The sequence below is a fragment of the Alteromonas gracilis genome, assembly GCF_043642145.1.
GTDB lineage: Bacteria > Pseudomonadota > Gammaproteobacteria > Enterobacterales > Alteromonadaceae > Alteromonas > Alteromonas gracilis_B.
Genome location: NZ_JBHZRZ010000001.1, coordinates 841988 through 859885 on the forward strand (window position 1 = coordinate 841988; position 17898 = coordinate 859885).

Sequence of the window (17898 nt, forward strand, 5' to 3'; positions counted from 1 at the left end):
CCATCATTTGACACTAGGAGAGAAAGTGGTGGGTCGTGCTGGATTCGAACCAGCGACCAATTGATTAAAAGTCAACTGCTCTACCAACTGAGCTAACGACCCTTTCTTTCCCGTTGTTGCCTGTGTCTTGGCAACGGCGGCATATAATACTCAGATTTTTATTCGACGCAACCCATAACGTCCTTTTATTTTCATTTTTCTGTCAAATTACGACTAAACGGTCAAAATGAAAACAAATCGCTGGGTATTTATACCAATGCTAATTGAGTTTAGTCGAATTTCTACGAAACAGAGGAAGATTTGGTGCAGAAGAATTACGCAGCCTAAATAGAATTTTTAAGAAAAATATTTTGCGTAACTCATAAAAAAGCCTCTTTAAAAGAGGCTTTGTTAATTACAAGTTATTTAATCGAGATTCAGCAAGGCGTCTTGCCGAAGAATCTGGATATTCATTTACAACTTGTTGCAGCAATTGTCTTGCTGATGCACTGTCTCCCGTTCGCTCAGCAATAACACCAAGTTTTAACAAGGCGTCAGGACGCTTGGCTGAATCGGTAAAGCGATTAGCTACAATGTTGAATTGTTCACTTGCCTCGCTCCACTGCTGCTTATTAAACAACAGTTGCCCTAACCAGTAATGCGCATTCGGCGCATAACTGCTATTAGGAAAGCGTGAAATGAACGATTGGAATGCAGGAATGGCTTTATCGTACTCGCGAGACTTCAAAATAAGATTAACCGCACTTTCATACGCTTCATCTTCACCTGCTTGAGGTGCTTGTGTAGGTGTTGAAACCGACGGTGAGCTTACAGAGCCCGCATCAACACCTGCACTTGGCATTGCACTACCTTGTAGCGCACCACTTTGCTTAAGGGCTTCTACACGCTTATCTATTTCAAGATAAAGCTCGCGCTGACGCTCAAGTACTTTTTGAAGCTCGTTGGTATTCACTTCAACCGCACCGCGAAGCTGGTCGACTTCCATTTGCATGTTATCCAACTGAGCTTGCAGCCTATGCTGCATTTCCGTTCGGCTTTTAACAATGCGTTCTAGCACAACAATGCGTTGCTCTAATTCGCTGCCGCCATTAGCGTCTATTACAGGCGCTTGCGCGAATGCGGTAGAAACAGCAAGGGCGGCACATAACGTGACGCCCATTTTTAATGTCTTATTCGCTAGAATAGTCATTAGCGGTAAACAACCACTCCGCGACGGTTTTGAGCAAATGCATACTCAGTAGAACCCATCACTGCTGGTTTTTCTTCACCGTATGAAACTACCGTTACTTGGCTGCTGCTTACACCAGCATTAAGTAGGTAGGTTTCAACAGACTGTGCACGACGCTCACCTAGTGCAATGTTGTACTCTGGCGTACCACGACTGTCAGTATGACCTTCAATCGTTACTTTCATGCTTGGGTTTTTAACCAAGAATGACGCGTGTTTGTCTAGAATGCGTTGGAACTCTGGTTTAATGCTTGAACGGTCAAAGTCGAAATAAACGGTTTGTTCGTTTTTCAACGCTTCCATTTCTTGCTGAACCATTTCTTCTTGGCGCTTCATACGCTGAGCAGCTTCTGCTTTAACGCGTTGCGCTTCAGCTTCGCGAGCTTCTGCTTCAGCCGCCGCTTGCTCTTGCGCTAAACGGTTACGTTCTGCTGCCAATTCTTCTTCGCTAGGGCCTGAAGAACATGCCATCATTGTCACTACTGGCAATGCGATAATGAAGCTCTTCATCACTTTATTCATTTGCATCCTACTAATCCTTAAATTTTATTGTTTAGTCGTTAAATTGTTAGAACAAAAATGGTGACCAACTTGGCGATTTAACTTGCCCATTGGCTGCTGGTAACCTAGCTTTAAAACGCCCGTCAAGCGAAACCAAAGACAACACTTGGGTTCCCTCATGAAGGGTGCTGTATATAATCATGCTTCCGTTCGGCGCTACACTTGGTGATTCATCTAAGTACGTCCGTGTTAGTACTTGCGGTGAGCCACCGTCCATAGACTGCTTCGCAATATGATAATTCCCATTGGTTTGATTAACCATGATCATTTGCTGGCCGTCAGGAGAAATTGTTGCGCCAAGGTTCTGTTCACCTACGTAGGTAACTCGCCTTACTTTCCCAGAATTTAAATTTACGCTATATATCTGGGGTTTACCACCCCGTTCAGAGCTAAATATTAAACCACTGCCGTCTGGTAACCACGCTGGCTCCGTATCAATCGCTCTATTTCGAGTTACTCGGCGAAGATTTTTAGTCGCTAAGTCCATCACATAGAGTTCAGGGTTTCCATCTTTCGACAGAACCATTGCAAGTTGCTTGCCATCTGGTGAAAACACCGGGCTACTATTTATTCCAGGGAAATCTGTGATACGTGTACGTTCACTGGTATAAATGTTTTGGATAAATATCTGCGGTCTGCGATTCTCAAAGCTTACATATGCGAGCCTTTCGCCATCTGGCGACCACACGGGTGACATCAATGGTTCAGGCGATGATAAAAGACGCGTTTCGTTCTCGCCGTCGTAATCAGCAATCACTAATTGATACGGTTTTTCTATTGTATCGCGGTCGCGCACAATAACATACGCAATTTTTGTGAGAAATGCCCCGCGAACACCGGTTAATTTTTCATACACTATGTCGCTAATTCGATGCGCATACTGACGAAAATCTCGGCCATTAATAGCGGCTTGACGAGCTACTAGAATATGATCGTTGCTAGTAACTAAGCTGCCATTTTTAAGGACTTTAGATTGACCGTTGTCTATCTGACCTTTAAGAACATCAATTAATTCATAGGAAACAAGATAGCGATCACCACCTTGAGGCTCTATGCTACCTACAAGAACAGTGTCTACGCCTAACGTCGACCACGCAGTGTAAGACACCTTTTCAGCCGTTTCAGGGTACTGTGGCATTTTATCGACAGATACCGGGTTGAACTTTCCGCTGCGCATCAAGTCTGCCATTACCACTTTGGAAATATCACCTGGCATACTGCCCTGCCCTTTCCATTTAAATGGCACAACACCGATTGGACGAGCACTATCTACGCCTTCGGTTATCACAATTTCTAAGGATGCAAACACTTTGGCACTAAACGCCATCGTTATAAGCGCTATCCATAAACCTAGTTTTTTCATACCACTATAGTTCCACTTTTAAAGTAATGTCTTTTAACTTCTCGTAAACGTCAGGTGCCTCTGACACTGGTAGCTTGTCCGCTCTACGAACCGCACTTTCGGCAGCTCTACACAACGCGTCATTCCCACCTAGCACACGAATACTAGTCACAAACCCAGTCGTCGCTAATCGAATATTCAATCGACATGTCTTACCTTTGAAACTGTCGTCTGCATACAAATTGCGTTTAATGGTTTGCTGAATAAGCGCGGTATAGCGCTCTACCTCAGTAAGCACCTGTTTTCGTCTACGTTCTTGCTGAGCGGCTTGCTCTTGAGCAAGTTGCTCTTGCATGATCCTTTCCATCTCGGCGCGCTCAGCCGCTTCTTTTTTCTTACGCTCTGCTTCAGCCTTAGCCTTTGCTTCGCGTTCTTTACGCTCTTTTTCTTTTTGTGCCGCTAAACGCTCCAATTCTTTTTGACGCCTCGCTTCAGCAGCCTGGGCTTCGCGCTTCTCCTTTGCGCGCTTGGCAGCTAACTGTTGCTGGCGTTTTTTCTCAGCTGCTGCTTCCGCTTTTCTCTGCTTTTCCTGCTCTTCGGCTCGCGCTTGCGCTTCAGCCTGAGCTTGTGCTCGCTTTTGGTCCGCAATGGCTTGCGCATCAATAAAAGTGGCTTGTATAACGGGCGCATTTGAGGGAAGACTTGGCAAAGGGTCTGGAGAAAAACTGACGCTAATAAGCAACAGCAAAGCAAGAAACGCATGAAGCCCTAACGACTTATATAAGCCAAGTTGCTCAGGCGTTAGCTTACTTTCTTTTTTACCCTTAGCTATCACAGAGGGTTTGCCGCTTACATTTGAAGCAGCATCACGAGAGTCAGAGCTTTTCGACACTTCAGGTTTCGACATATCTTTTTTACTCAACCGGATCGGTCATTAACCCTACTGAAGGCACACCAGCTTGCTGTAATAGCACCATTAATTGAATGACTTCGTTATACGCAACTTCACCATCGCCTTTCACCACAACAGGCGTATTCGGCTCTTTGGTTAGTTGAGCTTTCACAATTGCACCAAGCTCATCTTCGCTTATTGGTGACTCTTGGTCGTTTCCAACGTTAAGGAAGTAGCGCCCCTTTACGTCAACTGAAGCAATAATAGGCGGTGTATCTTCTTGTTCAATAGGGTTCGCACTTGCTTTAGGCAAGTCTACTTTCACCCCTTGAGAAATAAGCGGCGCCGTTACCATAAAGATAATAAGCAGCACCAACATAACATCAATATAAGGTACTACGTTTATTTCTGATACCGGCCTGCGGCGTTTTCTTACATACATAACAAGTCCTCCGTTTGGAATGTAAACGCTTAGGCTTGTTGTTGTTGTGCTTGCGCAGCAACCGCTTGGCGTTGAAGAATTGCAGAGAACTCTTCCATAAAGTTACCATAGCTATTTTCTAGCTTTTCAACTTGGTGGCTAAAACGGTTGTAGGCAATAACGGCTGGTATGGCTGCAAATAAGCCGATAGCAGTTGCAATCAGCGCTTCTGCAATACCGGGCGCAACCATCGCTAAGGTTGCTTGCTGCACCTTACCCAACGCGATGAAGGCATTCATGATGCCCCATACCGTTCCAAATAAGCCGATGTAAGGGCTAATTGAACCCGCTGTGGCTAAAAAGGGTAATCGACTTTCTAGTTCTTCAACTTGACGAGACATAGACACACGCATTGCTCGGTAGGTACCGTCAACAATGCCATTGGTAGCCGTATTTGATTTACGTAGACGTACAAACTCTTTGAAGCCCGAACAAAATATACTGCCTATGCCGGTTAAATTGTTTCTGGCCGACAATTCTTGATAAAGGCGATTTAGATCAGCCCCTGACCAAAACTTATCCTCGAACTGACGCATTTCATTACGCGCGGCGGAAAGTGCTTTACTGCGTTGAAATATGAATGTCCACGATGCTATTGACACACTCAATAGCAAAAGCATAACTAATTGAACAATAAAACTTGCTTGCAAAAACAAGCCAATAAAAGTGAGATCAGATGACACGCGAAATTTCCCCTAACAAAGTACGTGGTAATCTTTTTGGCTTCATTACGGCCAAATCGACGCAGGCAACCTTGATATCTCCCGATACCAACGTAACGCCTTGTTCATTTTTAATAATTTGTTGAAACGTCATACTAGCGCCTTTCAATTCTACAACGCGAGTTTCAATACTCAACAGTTGATTGAACCGCGCGGGCGCATAGTTATGCATTTCAACGTGTTTGACGACAAAAGCGATAGATTGTTCCATTAGCGAGTCTTGCTCAAAACCCAACTCGCGAAGCCACTCTGTACGGGCTCGCTCCATGAACTTTAGGTAGTTCGCGTAGTACACAATACCGCCTGCGTCAGTATCTTCGTAATACACTCTTACCTGATGTAAATGCATAACTATTCCTTCACCTTAAAATTTAATAATCCAAAACAAGGTTAACTTAACGGATTTACGCGACAAGATGCATATTTAAAATACGCTATAAACCCTATACACGTTAAGTCTTAAACAAAATTATACCAATATTAAACACCCAGTTAACACATTAGTTTTTCTAATCTAAAATCACAATTTTACTCAATTGTGGTTTTTTCTGCTCTCCCTATAATGCACAGCATCAGTCGTACAGAGCGTGATGGTGCTAAGCACGGTCATGCAAGAGACATTCTCCTGTTAGACATGAGTTCCCTGGATTTATTTCCTTCAACACTTGTTGTTTTAGCCCGCTCTCTGAGCGGGCTTTTTTTTGCCTTTCATTCTATACACTTCATTTCACGATAAAACTCAGCGTTCTGTTTATGCAAAGTCATTAAACGTCAAATCACTTAACTTAACGCATTACGCTTGGGCAAACATCACCCTCTACTCATTTTTGAAAAACCTGAGTAGTAAATCGTTATCGCCCAGAAATACGAAAAAAGCCCAGCTTACCGCTAGGCCTTTAAGACTTTTTCTGTGGCGTTTATATAGCTCGATAAGTTATTCAGACGTTGTAAAACCAAAGTGAAGATAAGCGCGCTGAGACACAATGCGACCGCGTGGCGTGCGCTGTAAAAAACCCTGTTGAATAAGAAACGGTTCAATCACGTCCTCTATGGTTTCTTTCTCTTCACCAATGGCTGCCGCTAAATTGTCTAGGCCTACTGGCCCACCATCAAACTTTTCGATGATAGCGTTAAGCAATTTGCGGTCCATGTAATCGAACCCTTCTTTGTCTACGTCTAGCATATCAAGTGCTTTTGCCGCCATTTCTGCGCCTACCGTGCCGTCGGCTTTTATTTCTGCGTAGTCGCGCACACGACGTAATAAGCGATTCGCTATACGAGGCGTGCCCCGCGAGCGACGTGCCACTTCTTGCGCACCTTCCTCGTTCATTTCTAAATTAAGATAGCTTGCACTTCTTGACACAATGCTGGTGAGGTCTTTCACGTTGTAGAACTCAAGGCGCTGCACAATACCGAAACGGTCGCGCAATGGCGACGTTAACGACCCTGCTCGTGTGGTTGCACCCACCAAAGTAAAAGGGGGAAGATCTAATTTAATTGAACGAGCTGCAGGCCCCTCGCCTATCATAATATCAAGCTGATAGTCTTCCATGGCAGGGTAAAGAATTTCTTCAACCACCGGGCTTAATCGATGTATTTCGTCGATGAACAATACATCGTTGCGCTCAAGGTTGGTAAGCAGTGCAGCCAAGTCGCCGGCTTTCTCAAGCACAGGGCCTGACGTGGTTTTAATGTTCACGCCCATTTCATTTGCCACAATATTCGCAAGCGTGGTTTTACCAAGTCCTGGCGGACCGAAAATAAGTAGATGATCTAACGCATCGTCGCGATTACGCGCAGCTTGAATAAAAATTTCCATTTGCTCACATACGTGAGGCTGCCCCGTATAGTCTTCCAGCATTTTAGGGCGAATGGCGCGGTCAATAACCTCGTCTTCGGTGCTAGCTTCAGGCGTAATCAGTCTGTCGGCTTCAATCATGATAGTTCTACTTTAAACGGTAACGTGAAGACAGTCCGACCAAGGGTGGCTGTCCTCGTTAAGCGCCATTATATGGCTGCTTTTAATGATTCGCGAATAAGGGCTTCGCTTTCCATACCCTCATTATATACGCTGTCGACAAGCTTACTTGCCTGCGCTGGTTTATAACCTAGCGCTATAAGCGCGCTTTGCGCTTCTTCACGGGCGTCGTTCACTTCAACAATGGTATTGGTGGATAACAAGTCGCCGCTTGGGGGCGGAACAGCAATGCTTTGTGCTTTGCCAAACTTAGCCAATCGGTCTTTCAGTTCAACCACTAAACGCTCTGCGGTTTTCTTACCTATACCCGGTAGGCTGACAAGTGCAGATACATCTTCATTTTGAACGCTAGCTAAAAATTGGCCTGCCGACATGCCTGATAATATGGCTAGGCCTAATTTCGGTCCTACACCATTGGCTTTAATAAGCTCGCGAAACAGGCCTCTTTCCATTTTATCAGCAAAACCAAACAGCAACTGGGCATCTTCACGAACCACAAAGTGTGTGTAAACCACCACTTCTTCACCCACAGCAGGAAGCTGGTAGAAACTGGTCATAGGCATGTGAATTTCGTAGCCAACACCGACTACATCTACAAGAATTTCTGGTGGCTGTTTTTCAGCCAACGTACCGCGAATTCGTCCAATCATGAATTATCTCTGTAAAAGCGTGAGCTTCGAGCAGTATTAGCGCAAACGACCACGAACGGTTTTTCGGGCTTGCCCTGCCATGTTTATCAGGCTCTGTTCGGTGTGTGCATGGCACAAGGCAACGGCTAATGCATCGGCAGCATCGGCCTGGGGTGTGCCATTTAAATTCAGCAGGTGTTTAACCATGTGCTGAACTTGCGTTTTATCTGCGCCACCTTTTCCTACTACCGACTGCTTAATTTGCCTTGCGCTGTATTCAGCAACAGGAAGTTGCGCTTGCGTGGCTGCCACAATAGCGGCACCTCTAGCCTGACCAAGCTTCAGCGCTGAATCAGGGTTTTTCGCCATAAATACTTGCTCAATAGCAAACTGATCAGGTTTATATTGACGAATAATATCGCCAACCCCGGTAAAGATATTAGCAAGGCGAGAAGGCAAATCTGCCGTTCCAACGCGGATACATCCACTTGCTACATACACCAGTTTACCTTGCTTGCGTGCAATTAAACCGTAGCCTGTGACCCTAGAACCTGGATCTATACCCAGTATAACCATTAAGGCACACTCGGTACAAACAAAGATACCGCTTCTTTATTGGATGGAGACCACAAACGCGTGAGTGCTTCGTCTTTCGACACCCACTCGTACTGCAAATGTTCTGTTAAAACAATGGGTAAATCGCTGTTTATTTGAAGGGAAAATACGTGTTCTGTGTTGTGCACAGTGCCAGGAGGATAACGATGTAGCCAGCGGCTACGAATTTCATATTGGTTTTGCTTATCGTGGTTGTTAACTACAAACCCGTGTGCTTTAGCATCGATGCCAATTTCTTCGCACACTTCACGATATGCTGTTTCTAAAGGTAACTCGCCCTCTTCCAACGCGCCTGTTACCGACTGCCAAAAGGTGGGGTCGTCTTGTCGCTGTAAAAGCAGCACTCGGTAGTGTTGGTCATACAACACTACCAGTGCAGATTCAGGCTTCTTATACGCCATAAATTACGATTGCTTTTTCACCGTTGCAATAGCTAGCTCTTCAAGCTGCTGTGGATTTGCAGGGCTAGGTGCAGACGTTAACGGACAAGCCGCTGTGGTCGTTTTCGGGAATGCCATCACGTCACGAATAGACGTTGCGCCAGTCATAAGCATTACTAGGCGATCTAGACCAAACGCAAGGCCCGCATGCGGCGGCGCACCAAAGCGCAGTGCGTCAAGCAAGAAGCCAAACTTGTTCTTCGCTTCTTCATCGTCGATGCCTAGAATGTTGAATACCGTAGACTGCATGTCTTCATTGTGAATACGTACAGAACCACCGCCTAATTCAACACCATTCAATACCATATCGTAAGCGTCAGATAAGGCTTCAGCTGGGTTAGCTTTAAGTTCTTCTGGCGTTAGACCACGTGGCGCAGTGAACGGATGGTGAATAGCGTGAAGCTGACCGTCAAATTCTTCAAACATTGGGAAATCAACAACCCAAAGTGGTTTCCACTCGCCTTCAAGAAGCTCAAAGTCTTCACCAAGCTTAAGACGAAGTGCGCCCATCGCTTCGGTGACCACAGTGTAGCTGTCTGCACCGAACAATAGAATATCGCCACTTTGTGCGCCAGTGCGCTCTAGCATGGCGTTAGTGATGTCTTCAGATAGGAATTTAAGGATTGGTGACTGTAGACCTTCAAGCCCTGCTTGCGCGTCGTTAACTTTAATCCACGCTAACCCTTTCGCGCCGTAAATACCCACGAATTTGGTGTATTCATCAATTTGCTTACGCGAAAGTGACGCGCCGCCTGGTACGCGAATAGCCGCAACGCGACCTTTCGGGTCGTTTGCCGGGCCGCTGAATACTTTAAAGTCAACGTTAGCAAGTAAGTCAGCAACGTCTGTCAGCTCTAACGGGTTACGCAAGTCTGGCTTGTCGCTACCAAAACGGGTCATGGCTTCTTTATATGTCATGCGCGGGAAGTCGCCAAGGTCAACGTTTAGCATTTTGTTGAACAAGTCGCGGATCATGCGCTCGGTAATAGACATTACGCCGTCGGCGTCTAAGAACGTGGTCTCGATATCGATTTGGGTAAATTCTGGCTGGCGATCAGCACGTAAGTCTTCATCGCGGAAGCACTTAACGATTTGATAGTAACGGTCCATGCCCGACATCATCAGAAGCTGCTTGAAAAGCTGTGGCGACTGCGGAAGTGCAAAGAACTCGCCTTTGTGCGTGCGGCTTGGCACTAGGTAGTCACGTGCTCCTTCTGGCGTTGCCTTAGTAAGAATAGGTGTTTCAATATCAAGAAAACCTTCTTCTTCTAGGAAGCGGCGTACTGCACCTGTTACTTTTGCACGAAACTGAAGGCGCTGGCTCATGACAGGACGACGAAGGTCTAAGTAACGATAGCGAAGGCGCTGCTCTTCTGAGTTTTCTTGGTTCCAGTCTAGCGGAAGCACGTCAGACTTGTTGATCACTTCAAGGCCAGTACCTAGGATCTCAATTTCACCTGTACGCATGTCTTTATTAACTTGACCTTCAGGGCGCGCACGTACTTTACCCGTTAACTTTACGCAGAATTCACCTCGCAGCGTGTTAGCCACAGATAGCACGTCTGGTAAGTCAGGGTCGAACACCACTTGTACGATACCTTCGCGGTCACGTAAGTCGATGAAAATTACACCGCCTAAATCGCGACGTTTATTAACCCACCCGCAAAGGGTAACTTCTTGTCCAATGTATGATGAATCGATATTCCCACAGTAATCTGTGCGCATGGTCCTTGACCCCTGATATATTTTCTTGCTTCTCTTGCAGTGAATGGCGTTCAAAACCGCTAAACTTTTGGCTTAAGAGTTTGCCGAAAATCGCGTAAAATTGCCGGCCAATTAGCTGGCCCACCCACTACTTGCATAATGTAATGATTTAAAGGCCGCATAGTATAAACAAATGCTTGATAAAGCCCAATGACAAATATGCACAATTCCGCCATATCGCAAGGAAATCTCTACATTGGTTTGCCAATGTGGCAACACAGCCATTGGCCAGGCACGTGGTTTGCCAATTATCCCAAGTCTGATAATGGACTGTCGCTGTATGCCAAGGAGTGTAATACAGTTGAGGGGAATACCACGTTTTACTCTCTTCCCCACGAAGATGCTGTAGCGCGATGGTGCGATTCCGTACCTGAACATTTTCGATTTAGCTTTAAGTTTCACCAAAACATTACTCATGTGCATCAATTACAGCATTGTGATGAAGAGGTTGCACAGCAACTTTCGCTGTTAAGCCCGCTGAAAGAAAAGCTTGGGGTTATGATGCTGCAACTTCCCGCCTCTTTCGGGCCTGAAAAACTTCCTGTCCTCGATAGCTTTTTAACCGCGCTTCCGAAGCATTTAAATGTAGCGGTTGAAGTACGCCACTTGGCGTTTTTCGCCAAAGGAAGCGAAGAGAAGGCATTAAATCAGCTGTTAATTCGCCACAAAGCCAACCGTATCATTATGGATACGAGGGCACTGTTCACAGGCCCTTGCAACAATGTGCTTTTATCTGAAGTTAGAGACAAGAAACCAAGAGTGCCTGTGAATGTGATAGCCTCTGGCAACGCGCCCGTAGTGCGCTTTGTAGGAAATGATGAAGATAACGATAACCTTCGCTGTCTAACGCCTTGGGTTAAAAAAGTGCAGCAATGGCAAAATGAAGGAAAAGATGTGTATTTCTTTTGTCATCGCCCAGATAACAAAGACGCGCCTTGGTTGGCGCAACAGTTTATTGATTTGTATAACGATGTAAGACTAACAGAATCATCGCATACACCGCCCTCCTTGACCGCGCTGCCTGACCTAGCGATTAAAACACAGCCTGAACAAGACAGCCTGTTTTGATCAAAAACGCACATCATTTGATGTGCGTTTTATTAATTTTTCAGTAATTTAACGCTATACGAAAACTGCCATTATGGTGTGGCCGACAAGCTGAATTCAACTTATCTGAAATCAGCTGCATCCAATTCATGTTTCTTCATCAATTTGTGCATGTCGGTGCGATTTCTACCGGCAAGCTCAGCGGCTCTTGTCACATTACCATCGGTCATTTTTAGCAACTTGTGTAAATACTGCTGCTCGAAGGCATCTCGCGCTTCAGTAAGCGTAGGCCAGCTTTGTCTTGTTGCAGAAAGCGCCTGCTCAACCAAGTGGAGCGGGATAACCGGAGTTTGGGTTAACGCGACACATTGCTCAACCACGTTTACTAACTGGCGTACGTTCCCCGGCCAAGATGAGGTCACTAGCTGTTGCATAGCATCATCAGAGAACTGACTTACATTAACACCATGGCGCTGCGCACTTTGCTGTAACAGTGAACGAGCCAGAAGCGGAATATCTTCGCTTCGCGATTTCAGCGAAGGAAGTTTTAGGTTTACCACGTTAAGGCGGTAATACAAATCTTCGCGGAACGTGCCCTCTTCCATTTCCTTGTGCAAATCTTTGTGCGTCGCAGAAATAATACGTACATCAATATCTACGTGTTTGCTGCTACCCACTGGGCGAATTTGACGCTCTTGTAACGCACGCAATAGCTTCACTTGAAGCGTCATTGGCATATCGCCAATTTCATCTAAAAACAGCGTGCCGCCGTCGGCTTCTCTAAATAACCCCGGGTGTGCTGCTACCGCGCCAGTGAATGCGCCTTTTGCGTGCCCGAATAATTCTGATTCAAGCAAGTTTTCAGGCAGTGCCCCGCAGTTGATAGCAACAAAAGGCTTATCGCTGCGATTACTGGCTTTGTGGATTGCATTGGCAAGTAGCTCTTTTCCCGTACCGCTTGCTCCGCTTATCAGCACAGACACTTCGCGTTGCGCTATTCGAAATGCTTGGTCCAATACGTTAAGCATTTCAGGAGAGCGCGTAATAATGTCTTTCGCCCAGTCTCCCGGCTGCGCGGCTTGAGACTGACTTAACGCTTTTTGAAGCAGCGTGCGTAGCTCATCGTGGTCGACAGGTTTTGGTAGAAATCCGAATACGCCTCTTTGCGTGGCCGCAACTGCATCGGCAATTGTGCCATGAGCTGTCATAAGAATGACCGGAATATCCTTTCTAATTCCCATAATTTCTTCGAAAAGACTCAAGCCATCTAGGCCCGGCATACGCAAGTCGCTAAGCACAACATCGTAGTTGTCGTTTTGCAGTTTTCGTAGCGCTGACTGACCGTCTTCCACAGCGGTCACGTGATATCCTTCACCTTCTAGGCGAATAGTTAATAAGCGCAATAAGCTTTTATCATCATCAACCAACAATAAGTTAGGGTTATTATTCGCCTTCTCGCTCACTGTTGCGTACTCCTGTTTTTATCCATCAGTGTTGCTTCAATTTGCAACAATTCTTCTAGTTTTTTGCGTAAATTCACCGCTTCTTTTTCAAGCGATTTAATTCTTTCTCCACGAGATGTATTTTCTTGCTCAAGCACCACCAAGGCAGACTCTAACTGCATTAGCTGATTGTTTTGTTCCCCTGCAATTACCTTTACCACTTCTTGTGCAAGTGGAGTAAACGCACCAGCGATCTCATTAAGCGCTAGCTGAGCGCGAAGTCTATCCTGATATGGTGAGTCGGAGGGTAAAGTAAGCAGGTAAGCGTGCAACGTATCGAAGGCTGAATCTTCAAGGTCTTTTATCGTTTGCTTACGTTCAATCCAGGGTTGATTAGCCGCAGCTATCCATGCATTCAACCAATAAGCTGCATCACAATTGTGCTCGAAGCCTTGAGGAGGCTCTTCAAACAAACATAGGTCGCGCTCTATTTTAGCTACAGGTGCTGCTGTTTCAGCCCCACCAGAACTGTCGTTATTTCTGGATAAACTCTGACATCCTGTCAGTACCAGCAAGGCGACAATTAAACCACTTATTCTCATTTTTACTTTTCCTGTTGCCCAATGGTCACTCTAAAGCAAACATCGGCATAGTCTACATCTACAACACGTACATCACCATGCATTAGTCGAGCGCAATCGGCAACAATTGATAGCCCTAAACCCGTTCCAATAACGTTATCATTTCTTGGCTCGGTTCCTCGGATGAAAGGTTCAAATAACGTATGCACAGATTCTGGCGCAATACGTTTGCCACGATTGGCAACATCCAGTACAAGATTATCGTTTTCGTTATAAAGACTAATGTTTATCGGCCTTCCAATTGCACCATGGGCCACCGCATTAGACACCAAATTATCCAATATTCTTCTGAAAAGTTCTTCATCCACTCGCACTTCAGGAGTTGTGATTTTCACGTCGACTTCTCTGTCTTGAATAGCAAGTGCGTAATCTTCAAGGCAGGCAGAAACTAACTTCGACACGTCACATTTGACCATTTTGGGTTGTGCCTGTTGTAACAACAAATTGTAATCGAGCAACTTTTCAACCAATGTGTTTAATCGTTGAGTACTGGCACTTAACAGCGTTAACACTTCACGTTGACCATTGTTAAGCTCACCTACCACGTTCTCAGAAAGCAAACTGCAGCCCTCTTTGATGCTAGCCAGTGGCGTCTTCAGCTCGTGCGCAGCGTGTCTAAGCAATGCGGTTCTAATGTGCTCTAGTTGCTGTAAGCGGTCGTAAAGCCAATGTAAGTCCTTCTCAACATCAATTAACTCTCGTGGCGCTTGGCGAGACAAAGGAGGAAGTTGCCCATCGCTATGAGCCATGATCCTAATGATCTTTTTAAGGTTGTTTACAGGGTTAACAATTAACTGGCTACCAAACAGAATAAGAAGCAGCGAGACACTTACCAGCATTGCCGTAGACCATGCCTGCTTTGCTTGCATTGCAGTCAAATCTTCTTGCTGAACTTTAGCCCGTTCGTTTATCGCCGCTTCTACATCATCTCTAAGCTGATCAACGCTACTGCCAACCGACGCCAAATAGGCATTTAGTAGCAGTTGGTCTTCTATTGCCCGATATTCTGCTAATTGATTTAATTGCTCTGATAGGCGCGTACAAGTAGAGGGAACTGAAAGTGCTTGGCATAGATTATCTGCGGCTACGGCAAATTGTTCTAACGCATTATCGGAAAGAGCGGCGACTTGATCATTTCTAAGAACGGCGAATTGACGAATACTTCGCTCAACGTCAACAACCGCATTATCGAGGCGCTGCATATCGCTAACAACGTCTACCACAAATCGTGTTTCTAACGTTGTCATTTGCCCTACTTTGGCTAAGTCACTTTGACTTTGCCACAACAGAGCAATAAGAGGGATAAGGGCAAGTACAAAACTACCTAACGTTAACTGCCTTAGTGAACCAAGCTGAACCAAGCGCTCACCAAACGAAACCTTGTTTATCAGAACCTTACCCTCATCGCTTTTTATATTTTTCTATCTACTCACTTGCTGTGAGCGTTTCATTGCCAGGCGTCAGCTTGCTTTTCGCCAGTTCGGCTTCTGACAGTTTGCCATCTTCGTTGTCGTCAATCAGCCCAAAGTTACGCAGTAAACCTGTGTGCCTCACTGCCTCTTTAAGTGAAATAAGACCGTCTTTATCTGTGTCCAATTGCTGCAACAAAGAGCGCGCGGGCGATGCATACGCATCTACTATTGAAATGGCCTGCACTGCCGCAACAGCACAAAGTGCTAAGAAAACTTTTTCGAGACGTTTCATCATGAATCCTCCGCTAAATGCTTATAAAATCCTTCTCAATTTGCTTTGCTAAGCAACATAGTACATTTGGCAATGTCGCCGCTAAGCTCATGGATACTACCACTAGTCTTCAATTAACCACTATCATAATTGCATTCAATCTTCATATGCGATTTTTAGACCAACACTAAAAAACCCATTAATATCAAAAAGAAATGAAAATCTCATGGGTTGTACATCACAGGTAGTTACACACTGTGTTGCAAAAAAGAAACACTACGTTGAAAAGCTATAGTCTAATGTTTGGCGGGCGAAAAAGTAGCTTCTACGAAGCGAAGCTACTCGCATTGTAATGGTAAGGTGAAGTAACCAATTCAGATAGGGGAATGGGCTTGCTAAACATAAACCCTTGAACGTTGTCACAACCATGCTCAATGAGATAATTCCATTGCTCTAGGTTTTCTATTCCTTCTGCACATACAGACAGCGACAACCGCTTGGCCAAATCGATAATTGCGCCGGTAACTAAGCGACTTCGTTCTGAAGATTGAATTTCCATAACGAACTGTCGGTCGACCTTCAAAGTGTCTATATTTATCTGGGTGAGGTAACTTAACGAAGAATAGCCTGTGCCGAAGTCATCAAGGGCAATCGCACACCCCATATTCCCTATGCGTCTGAAAAACTTGTTGGAGAGCGCAAAATTTTCCAAGTACGCACTTTCCGTCACTTCGAACTCAATGTTTTTAGGGTTTATATCGTAAAGTTTAAACGTGTTGTAGATGTAATCAAACAACTGTGAACTTCGCAGGTCGTGGCCCGACAAATTGATAGACGCTCTAAAAGGTGAAGATGCCCACTGCTTTAATTCTGGCATATCAATACACACGCGTTTTATTACCCATTGAGTAATAGCGGTAATTTTACCACCTTGCTCTGCGATAGGGATAAACTCGTTAGGCATTACAAGGCCAAACTCAGGATGCTGCCAACGGATTAACGCTTCAACACCAATCACGTCTCCGTTATTGTTCACCTTCACTTGATAGTAGACAACAAACTCATCGTTGTTTAACCCCTGCTCAATACCATTGGCCAAGTGAAGTTTTCGTTTATGAGATTCAACCATGTCAGGGGTAAATAGCGTGTAACTTCCTCTGCCACGTGCCTTCGAGCGATACATTGCGAGATCGGCATTACTCATAAGCTCACTAAGGTCATAGCCTGCGTCAGACGCAGTTGCAATACCTACACTTAATCCCACAGTAAGGGATAAACCGCGAAGCTCAAACGGTTCATCAAAAGCCGTAATTAATCGCGTTGCCAAGCTCTGCGCTTGTTCCGTCGACACATCTCTATCTGGAAGCACTAAAAACTCATCGCCTCCTAATCTTGCGAAGAGATCACCGTCACGAAGTAAGCATTGCACGCGATCAGCTACCTCGATAAGGATGAGGTCACCGGTTTCATGCCCAAGAGAGTCATTGATTCCTTTAAAGCCGTCTAAATCGAAAAAGAGCAACAATAAGTCTTCGTCGTTTCTCTTCGCCCTGGCCAACTCAAGTCTCAGGTTATCAAGCACGAACTGCCTATTCGGCAAACCGGTTAAACTATCGAAGTTTGCAAGTCGAGACATGGTCTCTTGCTGATCCAATAAAGTTTGCTTTTGCTCAAAGTTAATTAAAAGTTCCACTTCGATAGTATCCAGCAAGCTATTAATATTGTTTGCCAGCTGACCAATTTCATTCGATGAGTTTAAAGGGCTACGCAGTGCGTAATCTTTTGACTCGAACACTTCTTGAGTAAATTGTTCAAGTGAGCTTAACGGAGAGACCAAGCGAAATAGAATAAAAACACAAAGGACTGTAGACAAAACCCACACCACTAGAATGATGGGTAGTTGCTTGAGCAACTGTTTTTTAGCACTCAGAGATTCAACGTTTTCAATATCGATGTAAATTACAACGTGCCCTAGAGGATACAGACTACTACCGACGACTTGATGGGCGGTAATGACGTCATCATACTGTGTAATGCCAAACGGAATTTCTTCAGGATTTTGGGGCACAGACTCGTCGGTTAACGTTTTCAGCTTATCAGGCGTAATCGTTGAAATGACCTGATAATCGTTGTCGTAAAGCGTTGCTGAGAGTAGGTTGTTGTGCACTTTTATGGGTTGGAAAAGCGATACAAACAACGCGTTATCGCCGGGGTTTCTTTCCATAACTGCAGATAACTGCAATGACAGAGAGTTACTCAAAGTGGCGGTGCTCTCTTCCACCACGTCAATCGCTGAAGCATTGTGCGCTAATTTATTAACTGTAACGACCGAAAGCGCCAGCATTGTCATTGTCAATGCGATGACAAGCCCAATAGGAATTTTCAACGTTCTAAACACTCAACTACCCTTACTTCAGTACTGCATGCTGTTGTA

18 protein-coding genes and 1 tRNA gene are annotated in these 17898 nt (G+C 45.2%); 1 reads left to right on the forward strand and 18 read right to left on the reverse strand.

Annotated features, from left to right (window positions below; translation table 11 throughout):
* Positions 1-26: 26 nt before the first annotated feature.
* The 13 genes from ACHUFN_RS03635 to aspS form a co-directional block, all read right to left on the reverse strand.
* Positions 27-102, reverse strand: a tRNA-Lys gene (locus ACHUFN_RS03635).
* A gap of 292 nt (positions 103-394) precedes the next feature.
* Entirely contained in the window at positions 395-1189 is a 795-nt protein-coding gene (gene ybgF, locus ACHUFN_RS03640) for a tol-pal system protein YbgF (protein ID WP_394220935.1), read from the reverse strand.
* The gene (gene pal / locus ACHUFN_RS03645; RefSeq protein ID WP_394220936.1) at positions 1189-1755 is read right to left on the reverse strand and encodes a peptidoglycan-associated lipoprotein Pal; all 567 of its coding nucleotides are present in this window, start codon (positions 1753-1755) and stop codon (positions 1189-1191) included. Before pal ends, ybgF begins: the two co-directional genes overlap by 1 nt.
* A 40-nt stretch (positions 1756-1795) precedes the next feature.
* Positions 1796-3151: a Tol-Pal system beta propeller repeat protein TolB gene (gene tolB / locus ACHUFN_RS03650; RefSeq protein ID WP_394220937.1), complete on the reverse strand. Its 1356-nt coding sequence runs from the start codon at positions 3149-3151 to the stop codon at positions 1796-1798.
* Positions 3152-3155: 4 nt separating this feature from the next.
* Positions 3156-4037: a cell envelope integrity protein TolA gene (gene tolA / locus ACHUFN_RS03655; protein WP_394220938.1), complete on the reverse strand. Its 882-nt coding sequence runs from the start codon at positions 4035-4037 to the stop codon at positions 3156-3158.
* Between the two features lie 7 nt (positions 4038-4044).
* Complete coding sequence (gene tolR, locus ACHUFN_RS03660; protein ID WP_394220939.1) at positions 4045-4464, reverse strand: protein TolR; 420 nt, start codon at positions 4462-4464, stop codon at positions 4045-4047.
* 29 nt (positions 4465-4493) lie between these two features.
* Positions 4494-5186, reverse strand: coding sequence for a protein TolQ (gene tolQ / locus ACHUFN_RS03665; protein ID WP_394220940.1), 693 nt, complete (start codon positions 5184-5186; stop codon positions 4494-4496).
* Positions 5176-5574, reverse strand: coding sequence for a tol-pal system-associated acyl-CoA thioesterase (gene ybgC, locus ACHUFN_RS03670; protein WP_394220941.1), 399 nt, complete (start codon positions 5572-5574; stop codon positions 5176-5178). Before ybgC ends, tolQ begins: the two co-directional genes overlap by 11 nt.
* Before the next feature lie 585 nt (positions 5575-6159).
* On the reverse strand, positions 6160-7164 hold the full coding sequence (gene ruvB / locus ACHUFN_RS03675; RefSeq protein WP_394220942.1) for a Holliday junction branch migration DNA helicase RuvB: 1005 nt from the start codon (positions 7162-7164) through the stop codon (positions 6160-6162).
* 68 nt (positions 7165-7232) lie between these two features.
* Positions 7233-7853, reverse strand: a complete 621-nt coding sequence (ruvA, locus tag ACHUFN_RS03680; RefSeq protein ID WP_394220943.1) for a Holliday junction branch migration protein RuvA — start codon at positions 7851-7853, stop codon at positions 7233-7235.
* Positions 7854-7889: 36 nt separating this feature from the next.
* Entirely contained in the window at positions 7890-8408 is a 519-nt protein-coding gene (gene ruvC / locus ACHUFN_RS03685; protein ID WP_394220944.1) for a crossover junction endodeoxyribonuclease RuvC, read from the reverse strand.
* The gene (gene nudB, locus ACHUFN_RS03690) at positions 8408-8848 is read right to left on the reverse strand and encodes a dihydroneopterin triphosphate diphosphatase (RefSeq protein ID WP_394220945.1); all 441 of its coding nucleotides are present in this window, start codon (positions 8846-8848) and stop codon (positions 8408-8410) included. The genes ruvC and nudB overlap by 1 nt, the downstream gene beginning before the upstream one ends.
* A 3-nt stretch (positions 8849-8851) precedes the next feature.
* The gene (gene aspS, locus ACHUFN_RS03695) at positions 8852-10612 is read right to left on the reverse strand and encodes an aspartate--tRNA ligase (RefSeq protein ID WP_394220946.1); all 1761 of its coding nucleotides are present in this window, start codon (positions 10610-10612) and stop codon (positions 8852-8854) included.
* Between the two features lie 198 nt (positions 10613-10810).
* Between aspS and ACHUFN_RS03700 the strand changes: the two genes are divergently transcribed.
* Positions 10811-11719, forward strand: coding sequence for a DUF72 domain-containing protein (locus ACHUFN_RS03700; protein WP_394220947.1), 909 nt, complete (start codon positions 10811-10813; stop codon positions 11717-11719).
* 101 nt (positions 11720-11820) lie between these two features.
* Here ACHUFN_RS03700 and ACHUFN_RS03705 read toward each other — a convergent pair whose 3' ends face one another.
* From ACHUFN_RS03705 to ACHUFN_RS03725, 5 genes are all read right to left on the reverse strand, one after another.
* The gene (locus ACHUFN_RS03705) at positions 11821-13161 is read right to left on the reverse strand and encodes a sigma 54-interacting transcriptional regulator (RefSeq protein WP_394220948.1); all 1341 of its coding nucleotides are present in this window, start codon (positions 13159-13161) and stop codon (positions 11821-11823) included.
* Positions 13158-13742 carry a hypothetical protein gene (locus tag ACHUFN_RS03710; RefSeq protein ID WP_394220949.1) on the reverse strand — a complete coding sequence of 195 codons (585 nt, stop codon included), beginning with the start codon at positions 13740-13742 and terminating at the stop codon, positions 13158-13160. The genes ACHUFN_RS03705 and ACHUFN_RS03710 overlap by 4 nt, the downstream gene beginning before the upstream one ends.
* A 2-nt stretch (positions 13743-13744) precedes the next feature.
* On the reverse strand, positions 13745-15142 hold the full coding sequence (locus ACHUFN_RS03715; protein WP_394220950.1) for a sensor histidine kinase: 1398 nt from the start codon (positions 15140-15142) through the stop codon (positions 13745-13747).
* Between the two features lie 64 nt (positions 15143-15206).
* A complete protein-coding gene (locus tag ACHUFN_RS03720) occupies positions 15207-15488 on the reverse strand; it encodes an EF-hand domain-containing protein (protein WP_394220951.1) in 282 nt (93 codons plus the stop codon).
* A gap of 301 nt (positions 15489-15789) precedes the next feature.
* On the reverse strand, positions 15790-17862 hold the full coding sequence (locus tag ACHUFN_RS03725; RefSeq protein WP_394220952.1) for an EAL domain-containing protein: 2073 nt from the start codon (positions 17860-17862) through the stop codon (positions 15790-15792).
* Positions 17863-17898: the final 36 nt, after the last annotated feature.